7 protein-coding genes and 1 tRNA gene are annotated in these 13,368 nt (G+C 43.7%); 7 read left to right on the top strand and 1 reads right to left on the bottom strand.

Annotation, left to right across the window (positions count from 1 at the left end; all coding sequences use genetic code 11):
- Nucleotides 1-65: 65 nt before the first annotated feature.
- The 4 genes from ACTHQF_RS04300 (at nt 66) to ACTHQF_RS04285 (ending at nt 6,452) form a co-directional block, all read left to right on the top strand.
- On the top strand, nt 66-758 hold the full coding sequence (locus ACTHQF_RS04300) for a hypothetical protein (RefSeq protein ID WP_440428642.1): 693 nt from the start codon (nt 66-68) through the stop codon (nt 756-758).
- A 458-nt stretch (nt 759-1,216) separates the two neighbouring features.
- Nucleotides 1,217-4,267: a SusC/RagA family TonB-linked outer membrane protein gene (locus ACTHQF_RS04295; protein WP_440428640.1), complete on the top strand. Its 3,051-nt coding sequence runs from the start codon at nt 1,217-1,219 to the stop codon at nt 4,265-4,267.
- A 17-nt stretch (nt 4,268-4,284) separates the two neighbouring features.
- A complete protein-coding gene (locus tag ACTHQF_RS04290; RefSeq protein WP_440428639.1) occupies nt 4,285-5,694 on the top strand; it encodes a RagB/SusD family nutrient uptake outer membrane protein in 1,410 nt (469 codons plus the stop codon).
- Nucleotides 5,695-5,786: 92 nt separating this feature from the next.
- Entirely contained in the window at nt 5,787-6,452 is a 666-nt protein-coding gene (locus tag ACTHQF_RS04285; RefSeq protein WP_440428638.1) for a hypothetical protein, read from the top strand.
- A gap of 3 nt (nt 6,453-6,455) precedes the next feature.
- Here ACTHQF_RS04285 and ACTHQF_RS04280 read toward each other — a convergent pair whose 3' ends face one another.
- Nucleotides 6,456-7,367, bottom strand: a complete 912-nt coding sequence (locus tag ACTHQF_RS04280; RefSeq protein WP_440428637.1) for a S66 peptidase family protein — start codon at nt 7,365-7,367, stop codon at nt 6,456-6,458.
- Nucleotides 7,368-7,407: 40 nt separating this feature from the next.
- Here ACTHQF_RS04280 and metG point away from each other — a divergent pair, with 40 nt between their 5' ends.
- From metG to ACTHQF_RS04265, 3 genes are all read left to right on the top strand, one after another.
- The gene (gene metG, locus ACTHQF_RS04275) at nt 7,408-9,516 is read left to right on the top strand and encodes a methionine--tRNA ligase (protein WP_440428635.1); all 2,109 of its coding nucleotides are present in this window, start codon (nt 7,408-7,410) and stop codon (nt 9,514-9,516) included.
- Nucleotides 9,517-9,520: 4 nt separating this feature from the next.
- A tRNA-Arg gene (locus tag ACTHQF_RS04270) sits at nt 9,521-9,592 on the top strand.
- Between the two features lie 689 nt (nt 9,593-10,281).
- Nucleotides 10,282-13,368, top strand: coding sequence for a SusC/RagA family TonB-linked outer membrane protein (locus tag ACTHQF_RS04265; protein ID WP_440428634.1), 3,087 nt, complete (start codon nt 10,282-10,284; stop codon nt 13,366-13,368).

Genomic DNA, 13,368 nt, shown 5'->3' with positions numbered 1-13,368 from the left:
TCTAGTTTAGATGGCCTTTTTTTATTTTACGTTTTTTGTTATATTACAATAAAAACATTCTCAATATGTACGCCATATCAAAATCCGTCTTAGTAGTTGGTTTAAGCTTCCTTGGCCTCCTGTATAATAAAGAAATCTCTGCTACACTATCAGACAATTCAAAAGTGATTTATAACGTGTCTGAGGACAAAAAATTAAACGGTCCTTTTGCCATAACAAGAGAAGACAAAGTTTTATTAAGAGGAAGCTATAAAGACGATAAACGGTCTGGAAACTGGTACTGTTTCAATCCCGATGGAAGTGTATACATGAGATACAACTATGATCAGAAGAAACTAGTTGTACTTGACACAGCGAGAGTCGCTCGAGCGATAGTGGAATTTCCGGGTGTCAAAGAGGAAAGCGCCAACGGCTCCATTCCTGTTCCCGTGTGTTCAATTGATCAATATGTTTCGCTACTTGGTTCCGAATTCCGAAGGTTAATATTAGCAGAAAACAAAAATGCCGAAGGTGTTGTACCTGTTGAACTAATTGCGAACATTGATCAGAATGGTAGGGCTACTTACACCGGGAATTATAATGCTGAAGGGGTGACGATGACGAAGCGCTTGAAACCAGACGTAAAGCTCTTTAACATCGAATGGCTACCCGCAACGATGTCGGGTAAACCAGTAGCAGCTGTGTTCAAGGTGAATATGTCCGTTGATTTTTCCAGTAATGATGTTGGAAGACAGCGATTCAGATGGACAAATTCCTAATGCAAATACAAGTTTGAATTAGCTGAGCCTATTTTCCTTCGTCAGCCATCATGCAGCTTTTGGTATAGCAACTAGTTTCCCAAGTTCATGTCGATTAGGACTTATATTGATGTAAGATAATCTACTTTTATGCTGCTGTATCAGTTATTCACGTCCGTGATTATAGATAAAGATGGAGTTCGGTTTGCTTAATCAGAATATATCGGGTTCAGGTTTTGTTATGGAAGTGAAATAGATCACTTGAATTTTTAGAGTAGAATTCCTACTTATTAATGAATTAATTGGCTTGTTTATAGTGCCTTGTACAGGTTTTTCTAGATAGCGAGAAGAACTGTGAAATTGAAAAAATTGAATTGCCGACGCGAATATTGTGCCAAAATGAGAATAAATCTGATGTATTTTTTCTCATATGGCCAATTAAGGGTATATTAGGTGCTCATTTTTATCAATTTCACATTATGAAAAAACTTTTACTTAGTATGTTCTTTCTCGTACTTACCGCCATGTTGGGGTTTGCACAGAATAGAACAATTACAGGAACAGTTACCGGACAGGATGATGGACAACCATTACCTGGGGTAAGTGTTAGAGTTCGAGGCGTAAACATTGGTACCCAGACCAATTCAGACGGGAAATACTCGATTTCTGTACCATCTGCCTCAAGCGTGCTTGAATTTTCTTACATCGGCTACGCGACCAAGAGTGCTACTGCAAGTTCTACCGTGGTAAACGTGGTTTTGGCTGGTGATGCACAATCTTTAACGGAGGTTATTGTAACGGGCTATGGTACTACAACTAAAGCAAGACAGACTGGTTCTGTAGGAACTGTTGCTGCCAAAGACATCGAAGCCACTCCATTTACTTCAGTAGATAAGGCCCTTCAAGGGCGTGTTGCTGGTTTGCAATCAACTGGTGCCTCGGGTCAGCCTGGTGCAATGCAGCAAATCAGGATCCGTGGTCTTGGTTCTATCTCTGGTTCATCAGAACCTTTGTTCGTCATCGACGGTATCCCGGTTAACTCTGGAGATTTATCTCGTAATACGACTTCGGCGAATGCTTTAGCTGGTATCAACCCGAATGATATCGAAAGTCTAACCGTATTGAAGGATGCATCTTCAACTGCAATCTATGGTTCAAGAGGTTCTAACGGTGTTGTTTTAATTACCACAAAATCGGGTAAAGCAGGTAAAACGAAAATCCGTGTTGACGCTGAGTATGGTGTTGTAAAACCAGGCGTTTTTAATGATGCAACCAGACCATTAACTACGGAAGAAAACATTCTTTTGATCGGCGAGGCTTTATTGAATAGCCCAGCTAACGTAACGCAATACAACTTAACCCCTGCAAACATCAGAGACTTTGTAACTGGCGAAGATGGTTTTGGCATTAATCCGGATGTAAATACTAACTGGTATGATGAAGTTACCCGTACAGGTGCACAGCAGCAGTACAATGTTTCTATCGATGGTGGAAATGAAAAAACACAGTTTCACATTGGTGGAGGTTATTTCACACAAGATGCAACTGTTCCTCGTTCGGCTTTCAAACGTTATTCCGGAAACCTGAACCTTAAACACAGCCTAACCGATAAATTTACTATTGGTACTAATATCTTATTGTCAAGCACCAATACTAAAGGTTTATCAAACGGTGGTGCTTTTGCTAACCCTGTATTAGGTTCTCTATTCCTAATGCCGGATCTTGCCGCCCGTAATGCAGATGGTACCCCTAATATGAGTGGGCCCCTGGCACCGGGTTCTGGTCTTTTCAACCCAATCGCAATCCTGCAATTGGATAAACAGAACAACAATACTCAAAAAGCAATTACTTCATTTTTTGCAGAGTATAAGCTTTTACCTAATTTGAAGTTAACATCGAAATATGGTATCGACTACAACAATCTTGAAGAAGATAGCTACAACAACCCAACTTATGGTGACGGTAGAAACGTAGGTGGTCGTACTTACAGAGATTACACAAGATACTTCAACTGGGTTTGGACCAACTTAGTAGATTACCGTTGGGACATCACCAAAGACGATAACTTAGTCGCTAACATTAAGGCGGGTTACGAAGCACAACGTTCTCAGAACTATAACTCGTCAGTTGCTGCATATAACGTGCCTTTGAACATCAACTACAATGTTCCAAGTGTTGGTGCAACGCCGATCACTGCTAACGGTAATAATGATGGTTACGCCTTCGCATCCTTATTAGCGATCGGAGATATCTCTTACAAAAATACCTATGTATTGTCAGGTAGTTTCCGTAGAGATGGTTCATCACGTTTCGGTTCAGAAAAACAGTATGGTAACTTCTGGTCCCTTGGTGGTAGCTGGAATGCAGATCGCGAAGATTTCATCGAACAACTTGACTGGATCTCACAGTTAAAAGTTCGTGGATCTTACGGCGTGAATGGTAACGCTAACATTGGTAACAATGCCTGGAGAAACCTTTATGGTTATACCAGAACCGGTTATAACTTTGTTTACAATGGTGCTATCGGTAGCGGTCCTAGCCAATATGGTGTGAATACCCTAACTTGGGAAAAAACCAAAAGTTATGACATCGGTGTAGACTTGGGTTTCTTTAAAAATAGATTGACTGCAACAGCTGAATACTATAACCGTCAGTCTGATGATCTACTTCTATCCGTTCCAGTTTCTTACACGACAGGGTTCCCTAGCTATGTAAACAACTTTGGCGGTATGCAAAATAAAGGTTGGGAGTTCAGCTTGGGCGGAACACCGATCCGTACAGACGATTTTCAATGGACATTGAACTTCAATATCTCCTTGAACAAAAACAAAATCACCAACCTTGTGACCGACAAAACAGTTTCTAGCCCTTTCATCCGCCAGGTTGGACAGAACTATCAAACTTACTACTTGCCACAATATGCAGGTGTAAATGTTGAAACTGGTGCGCCACAGTGGTACAAAGATGCAAGCAGAACTGAAGTTGTGACCAGCTATAATCAGGCTCAACGTGTGCTGTTAGACAAAACTGCTGCGCCTAAAGCGTTTGGTAGTGTTTCAACGACCTTTAACTACAAAGGATTTGGTTTAGATGCGATGTTCTACTACAACTTTGGTAACTACATCTATAATGGTTTCTACCAGTACCAAAACAGCGGTGGTGCGTATTTGGGAAATTACAACCAAAGTGCAAACGAGTTGAACAGATGGCAAAAACCTGGAGATGTTACCGATGTGCCTAAATTGGTATATGGTGGAACAAACTCATACGCAGTTTCAGATCGTTTGTTAAACAAAGGTGATTTTATCCGTCTACGTGATGTTACTTTAAGCTACAGCTTGCCACAAAGCATTCTTGAGAAAGCAAAAGTTGGCAGCGTTAGAGTATATGCTAGAGGTTCAAACCTTTGGACTTGGGTAAAGGATGATAAATTGGCATTTGACCCTGAAGCTGGTGGTGCCGGTGGTACAAACAACTTTGAGTTGTTCATTCCTAAGACGGTGACCTTTGGTGTGAATGTTGGATTTTAATTTTATCTAGAAAGAAAATGAAAAGAAATTTTAAATACTTAATATATAGCGGATTGGTCTTTGGAACATTGTTGAGTTCATGCAGCAAGGACTTTTTGGATCAGCCGCCTTATACTTCAATTGATGCCAATGAAGCATTGGCAACTGACGCGGATATTTTAACCGCACTAAACGGTACCTATGCAGGTATGAGGAATACAAACTTGTACGGTCGTACATTGCCATTGCTTGGCGACCTTCAGGCCGACAACATTTTTATTTCCACTCGTAACTCAGGCCGTTTTACAGGCCATAACTTAAACAACTTCGTTGTTAACAACGCAGATGTTTTAGGGCTTTGGGAAAACGCTTACCGCGTTATTTTGAGAGCTAACAACATTATCAACGCAAAGCCTACCGTAACCAGTCAGGCAAATGTTAATCAATATCAAGGTGAAGCTTATGCGATCCGTGGATTAATGTACTTTGAATTGGTAAGACACTTCGCAAGACCATACACTGATAATCCTGCTGGATTGGGTGTACCAATTGTACTTGACTTCAATATTGAAGGCAAACCAGCGAGAGCTACAGTTGAAGAGGTATATGCGCAAATTTTGTCTGACCTTGACAAAGCTTATGAGTTGATGACTTTGAAGCCTACTACAGCAAGATTGAATAAATATGCTGCAAGAGGTTTAGCTGCAAAGGTTAACTTGTCTAAAGGAACACCAGCAAGCAACCAGTTGGCGTTTGACCAGGCTGTTGAAGTAATAAACAGCTCGAATACATCTTTACTGACACTTGCAAATTACAATACTTACTGGAGCTCAAGCATCGCACAAACAGCTGCTGCTGCCAATGAGAGCTTGTTTGAAATTGTTTCAGATCAGATTGATAATGCAGGCTTTGATGAGCTGGCTTATTTCTTTGGCCAACAAGGTTATGGAGATGCATTGGCAAATCCGTTATTATATGCTGCATACTCAGATACAGATGTTCGTAAATCTTTAATCCAGGTAGGTGCAAGAACCCGCGCGGAGAATCCTGCTTACATCGTGAGGAAATATCCTGATTTGGTAAACTACGGCACAAAGAAAGTACTTCGTATTTCGGATGTTTATCTGATCGCCGCGGAAGCTGCTTATAACTTAGGCCGTCCGACAGAGGCAACCACTTACTTACGAACTTTGGTGGCACAAAGAGACCCGCAAGCTACAGTTAATGAGACTGGGCCGGCTTTATTTGAGCGAATCATCACAGAACGTAGAAAAGAACTTGCTTTTGAAGGTGATCGTCTTCACACTTTGAATCGTTTGAAAAGAGATATCACTGAACGTGGTGGTAGTGTAAAGAATATTCCTTACACTGATTTCCGCCGAGTAGCACCTATTCCACTTTCTGAGTTGGATAGAAACCCAATTACTCAAAATCCAGGATGGCAGTAAGACCAGCATCGATTTTGAAAAATAATTATTAAATTTCAAGGACCAGTTTCATTTTATGGACTGGTCCTTAATCGTTAAACCATAATTCTTTCATGACCCTGAAGATCCTGACACCTTTAATGTTTTTGATGTTTATCAGTTCGTTTTGCTTTAGCCAGAATTATCTGGAAGAAGTGAATGGCAGGCCTATTAGGGGCAGTAAACAGTCGGATGTAGTTGGTGACCCCCATTTGTTCAAAAACTTTAAATCAGCCACTGTGCTGCTTAAAAACGGCAGGAGTGTGAAAGACATTCCTGTAAACGTTGATCTGGTAACAAACACCCCTTTATTTTCGAAATCTGGGGAGGTCGTGCTGGCCTTTGTTGAGCCCGTTGCTGAAATGCTTGTTATTGATACCCTAAGCAGTGGCCTGGCAAAGATGCGGTATACCTTTGATGGGGATGGTAAGGAGACTTCATGTTATCTGGTGCTTTCAGAGGGAAAGCTCAGTTTGATGAAGAAGCTTTGGAAAGTTGTCTGGGAAGATAAGACCTATAATTCTGCGACTGTCACTAAAACGATCCTAGAAAAATCAGCCTACTATATTAAGAATACGCAATCTAAGTCTCTGGACCTATTTAAGCCATCAAAGAAAAGTATCCTGGCAGCCATGAGCAGTCAATCTGCTGCAATCGAAAAGTATCTGAAAGATAACAAAGTAAGCTTCTCCTCAGGCCAGGATCTTCAAAAACTGTTCGATTATTACAACGCGTTATAGCCTCTATTTTTTGTTGCTGTTGTTCGTGAAAGTGACAGCATATTCGTTAATGTCCAACGTGACTTGCTGACCTAAGGTCAGTGCTTTATTATCATCAATGTGCCCTGTAGGGAAGTTAAAGCATACGGGATAACCATATTCCTTCACCAAATCGTAAATGAGCGATTCGGGCGTCTGCCCGAATGGCACTTGTTCTTCTTCGATCTCGTTGAAAGCACCTACGATCAGCCCTTTCAGTTTAGCAAGTTTTCCGCTGCGCGTAAGCATCCGCATCATGCGGTCTATGGCGTATTCCTGTTCCCCCACATCCTCCAGGAAGAGGATCTTATCGGTATAGTCCATTTCGGATTCCGAGCCACTAAGCATCACTAAAAGCATCAGGTTACCTCCAATCAGTATACCTTCTGCTTGGCCCGGGATATTTGGGTGTTTGCTGTTGTATTCGTAGTTTAAAGGTTCTCCAAACAGCGATTTCCTTAAAGATTCCAGGGATTCTGGAGTGGCATCCGGGAAGGTATATGGCATTTGCGCATGGATGCTCATGGTATTATGCTTTGCCAGTAAGTGCGAGAGCAACACGGTGACGTCGCTGAAACCAATGATCCACTTCGGGTGCTCCTTAAAATTCGTGAAATCTAGCTGGTCAATGATCCGAATGGTGCCATATCCGCCCCGTGCGGCTATAATTGCTTTTACCTCCTGATCGTCCAGGAATTGTTGCAGATCTCCTGCACGAAGTTCATCGCTACCGGCAAACTGGTTCTCGGCAGCGTAAACACTAGAACCGAGCAGCACCTGCAAGCCCCAGCTTTCGAGAATTCTGATTCCTTCGTCTATCTTTCCAGGTAGTTTTTTCGCAGGACTTACTATAGCAATCTTGTCACCTTTTTTTAAATAGGGCGGCTGTTTAATCATTGGTAAAACACTTATCTTTGACAAATTAATAAAAATAGTTTTGGATAACAGTAAAATTAAGAGATATACAGTAACGGCTGCTTTGCCTTATACGAACGGACCTGTACATATTGGTCACCTTGCGGGTGTTTACCTGCCGGCGGATACTTATGTACGTTTCCTCCGCTCTAATAAACGTGATGTAAAATTCGTTTGCGGATCGGATGAGAACGGCGTTCCTATTACTTTAAAAGCAAAAAAGGAGGGCATCACGCCGCAGCAGGTTGTCGATAAATATCATAAGATCATTGGCGATTCCTTTCAGGAGTTTGGAATCTCCTTCGATATCTACCATAGAACTTCTTCACTAACGCACCACCAAACCGCTTCAGGTTTCTTTGAAAGTCTGTACAACAAGGGCGTGTTTACGGAAGAAATTACTGAACAGTACTATGATGAAAAGGCACAGCAGTTCCTTGCTGACCGCTACATCACCGGAACTTGTCCACGTTGCGGTTTTGAGCATGCTTATGGCGACCAATGTGAGAACTGCGGAAGTACTTTAAATGCGACGGACCTGATTAATCCAAAATCTACCTTATCTGGTGAGCCTCCAGTACGTAAGGAAACCAAAAACTGGTTTCTGCCACTGGATAAGTATGAAGATAAACTTAGAGCATATATTGAAAGTCATAAGGAGTGGAAACCGAATGTGTATGGTCAGTGCCAAAGCTGGTTGAACGCCGGTTTGCAGCCTCGTGCGATGACCAGAGACCTGGACTGGGGTGTAGAGGTGCCCTTGAAAGATGCTGCCGGAAAAGTGCTTTATGTGTGGTTTGATGCGCCGATCGGCTACATCTCCGCAACGAAGGAGTTTTTTAACTATGCGAAGCTTGATGTCTGGAACCCGAAAGCGGAGAAATACTACATCAATCAGAATACCGTAGAAAAAGGCAATTGGGAAGAATACTGGAAGGATGACAGCACCAAACTGGTACACTTCATCGGAAAGGATAACATCGTATTCCACTGTATTATCTTCCCAGCGATGTTGATGGCGCATGGGGAGTATATCCTTGCGGATAATGTACCTGCCAATGAATTCCTGAACCTGGAAGGTCAGAAGATCTCTACTTCAAAGAACTGGGCGGTTTGGTTGAATGAGTACCTGTTGGAGTTTCCTGATAAGCAAGACGTGCTTCGTTACGTACTTACTGCTACTGCGCCGGAAACTAAAGATAATGACTTTACCTGGAAGGATTTTCAAGCCAGAAATAACAATGAGCTGGTTGCGGTTTTGGGTAATTTCATCAACCGGGTGGTGGTTTTAACCCACAAATACTTCGAAGGTAAGGTACCGATGATCATGGAAATTAAGCCGGAAGATCAGGCTGTGATTGACGAGTTGGCGCAATATCCAGCCAAGATCAGTGCTTCTATAGAGAATTACCGTTTTAGAGAGGCTTTGATGGAGGTGATGAATGTTGCGCGTTTAGGTAATAAGTACCTGGCGGATATGGAGCCTTGGAAAGTCATTAAGACCGATGAGGATCGTGTTAGAACCATCTTGAACATCAGTTTGCAAATCGTTTCAAGCCTGGAAATCCTGATTGAGCCTTTCCTGCCTTTTACGGCCGACAAGCTGATGAAAATGCTTAACTACGGTGGTCACCTTTGGGCGCATGCGGGTCAGTTGAACCTATTACCACGTGGACATCAGTTGAATCAGCCAGTTCTATTGTTCGAGAAGATCGAAGATGAGCAAGTGCAGTTCCAAATAGACAAGCTGACAAAAAGTAAAGACGAAAATAGCCTAGCAAATGCTGTAGCGGCACCTGCTAAAGAGAATATCAACTTCGATGATTTTAGCGCCGTAGACATCCGGGTTGCGACGATTATTGCTGCGGAAAAGGTGGAAAAGACTAAAAAGCTGCTAAAGCTGACGCTTGATACTGGTCTTGATACGAGAACGGTTGTATCTGGTATTGCAGAACACTATAAGCCAGAGGAAATTATTGGACAGCAGGTGAGTTTACTGGTAAATCTTGCTCCAAGAGAGATCAAAGGAATATTATCTCAGGGAATGATTTTAATGTCTGAAAATTCGGATGGAAAACTTACTTTTGTGGCGCCTGTTGATAAGCATAACAACGGCAGCGTTATCAAATAGTACTGGTCCCGTAGTTCAACGGATAGAATAGAAGTTTCCTAAACTTTAGATATGAGTTCGATTCTCGTCGGGACCACAAAAAGCACTCTTCGGAGTGCTTTTTTGGTTTAAAGCTATTTCAGAACCATGAAGATGTGGTTCTTTTCAGGCTTTAAATATAAAGGTATGTTGTTTGGAAAGGAGGATTGCTCCGGCTGGTTGATGGAAACGAACCAGAAACAATCCCCGCAATTCCTGAGAGCAACGCACTCAAACCATTCAAAATCTATTCATAGATGCCTAGCGGCATCATTCGTCAGATTAAGGCTTAAATCCCTGGAGTTTACAGCCTCCAGGATCATTCACCTGAATGATATTTGATCTGCTTTGTACTTTGGCAGCTGTGTTTAGCAACAGCATCTGCCTTAACTATCGGTGTAATGGTGTTCAACCATTTTCTCAGCATTTCTCTTTTTGTTGTCTCAAAAGTATGCAGTGCTATGTCCCTGTTTTTACGGAAAACCGTACAAGCATTATTTTTCTTCAAGGTTCTTTGTAGCGAAATGTACCATGTATACGGCTGTGTAACTTCCTTGTTAATTGCTCAAAGTCAAGGTTTTGTTACGAGTAAGGCTTCCCTTCAATTCAATCAAGTTGATATCTTGCTAGTAACATCACGATTGCTTAACAGGAGCTTAACCCCATAAAATTCCATTATGAGTTACTTTGCCGCCGAGTAAAAACTAACTAAAGACGACTAATTATTCACCCTATAATAGTTAATCCATGAGAAAACCCTTACGTTTTACATGCAGCATGCATGTCAAGGCAATGCTCGCCATGACCTGCATTTTGCTTCTTTTCAGCATGCAATTGCTTGCGCAAAGCAGAACGGTCAGCGGAACAGTGCTAGACCAAAGCAACAACCAGGCGCTACCCGGCGTCGTGGTAACCAACAGCAGTACGAAGCGCAGTGTCTCTACCGACGCTTCCGGAAAGTTCAGCATTGAAGTGGCCGGTGGCGAGCAACTGCTGCTCCGAATGATCGGCTACGCCGAACAAACCATCAGTCCAGGCACACAAAGCACGCTTACCATCAGGATGCAATCCTCCGAACAGGACCTGGAAGAGGTTGTTGTGGTAGGCTACGGCACCCAGAAGAAAGCGAACCTAACCGGTGCCATAAGCACGGTTACTGGCAAGGAGTTCGAAAGTCGCGCGGCACCCACGGTGGGCGCACTGCTTCAGGGGCAAATGCCTGGTGTTACCGTCGTAAACTCCACCGGCCTCCCGGGCAGTAATGGCGGAACCATCAACATCCGAGGTATCGGAACGCTGAACGATGCAAGCCCGCTCTACGTGATTGATGGTGTGCCCAGTGGTAACATTAACATCCTCAATCCCTCTGATATTGAGTCTGTCACCGTGTTAAAAGATGCGGCATCATCTTCCATTTACGGGGTCCGTGGCGCCAACGGTGTTATCCTGGTAACCACCAAAAAAGGTGCTGCCAATGCACAACCGAGCTTGTCGTACAACAACTACTTCGGTATTCAGACGCCAACGGCACTGCCTGAATTCCTGGGCTCAGTAGACTATATGACCCTGCTAAATGAAGCCAAGATCAACGCAGGAGCCAATCCCACCTATACCGACGAGCAAATTGAGATCGCCAGAAGCGGCAGCGACCCCAACTACTACGCCAGCACAAACTGGATCAATGAAATGTACAAGAGTTCAGCGCCACAGCAGAACCATAACCTGAATCTCTCTGGCGGTGGAAACAACATGAATTATTACGTGTCTTACTCCTTTCTAAAGGAAGGCGGACTGATCACCGGGGATGCATTCAATGCCAATCGACATAATGCCAGAATGCGCCTGAGTTCGACCTTGTTCGACAAACTGCAGCTGGATGCGAACCTGGGTTATGTAGACCGTGCCGTAAACGGCTCCAGCGCCGGCGTAGCTGCAGGCAGTGGGGTCATTTACACCTCACATGTAATATCCCCATTGGTGCCTGTGCGTTTTACCACTGGCGGCTGGGGGTACCTGGGGGGATCTGCAAACCCCGTTGCAATTGCGACGGACGGGGGCACCAACGACTTCAGCTCACAAGAGCTCACCGCCAACCTTCAGGCTACCTTAAACATTACTTCTGATTTGCGGTTGAAAGGCCAATATGGGCTGGTAAAGTCGAATTCCTTAAGACAGATCTTCAATAAAACAATCAACTATTACAGTCCGATTGATAACTCGCTGATCTACATGACCAACAATCCCAATAAGATCGACAACAGGGATTATACACAAACCTACCAGACCTTTATCGCAACCGCAGAATACGAAAAAACCTTCGCGGAAAAGCACTACATCAAAGCACTGGCAGGTGCATCTTCGGAAGAGAACAGCAACACCTACCTGCTGGCCAGCAGAACGAATGTGCCTACACAGGATGTTGGTAGCATAAACCTGGGTACTTTGAACCAGTTGAATGATAGCAATGGCTCCCAGAATGCGCTGCAATCTTTATTTGGACGATTAAACTACAGCTTCCAGGAAAAGTACCTGCTGGAGGGTAACTTCCGGTATGATGGTTCTTCACGTTTCGCACCTGAACTTCGCTGGAACACGTTCTTGTCTGGTTCTGCCGGATGGATCTTTTCCAAAGAAAAGTTCTTTGAACCACTGCAAAACATCATCAGTTTCGGTAAGATCAGAGCATCTTACGGAACACAGGGAAATGATAAAGTAGGTTCCGATTTCGCCTATCTGGCGGCAATCAATTCGGTAAATACCATGCCGATTGGTAACGTGATCACCCTGGGTTACAGACAAACGGGCATTCCAAATCAATGGCTTACCTGGGAGTCGGTCGTGAAGCAGGATATTGGTATCGACCTTACCATGCTGAACAACCGCTTAAGCCTGACAGCAGATTATTACAAGAATACCACCAACAACATCTTACTGGAAGTCCCACTTCCGGATGTGCTTGGTACAAGTTACCCGCCACAAAATGCCGGTAAAGTAGAAAACAAAGGTTGGGAGCTGCAAATGGGCTGGCAGGATAACATCCGCGAGTTTACTTATGGCGTTAACTTTAACCTGTCGGATGTCCGCAACAAGGTGTTGAGCTTAGGCGACGCACCAGCCACCGTAGGTGATCAGGTGCGCATGGTTGGCCACCCAATAGATGCTTTCTATGGCTTCGTCGCAGAACGCATCAGCCAGGTTTCTGATTATACGCTTGATCCCGTAACCAACAAATACACGCCGAACTTCCCATACGATGTAAGTTACCCAATGCTTCCAGGTGATATCATGTTCCGCGACCTTAATGGTGATGGCAGGATCACCCCTGCAGACGACCGCCAGGTTATTGGTAATCAGATTCCGCGTTATACCTACGGCTTTAGGGGAAATATTGGCTACAAAGGGGTAGATCTAAGCTTCTTCTTCCAGGGTGTTGGGAAAGCTGATGGTTTAATTACCGGTGGGGCTCGACACGCATTGATCAATGACAGCTCCAATCCTCAGGCCATTCACCTGGACCGCTGGACACCGACAAACACCAATGCGAGTTATCCGAGGCTGGCCTACGGATACAGCTACAACCAGCGACTATCCACCTACTGGCTGGAAGATGCTTCTTACCTGCGTTTAAAGAACGTGCAGGTGGGTTATACCTTCCCAAAAGCCCTTACAGAGAAACTTCGCATTGACCGGCTAAGGTTCTATGCCTCGGCAGATAACCTGTTTACCAGCTCTAATTATTTCTACGGATACGATCCCGAGACCCCTGTATCATCCGGCGGATTTTATCCGCAAGTAAAGACATTCATTTTTGGTCTGAACATCAATTTCAAATAA

Origin of the sequence: Pedobacter sp. SAFR-022 (genome assembly GCF_051965375.1) — a bacterium.
GTDB lineage: Bacteria > Bacteroidota > Bacteroidia > Sphingobacteriales > Sphingobacteriaceae > Pedobacter.
This window is presented reverse-complemented; position numbering and strand designations above follow the sequence as displayed.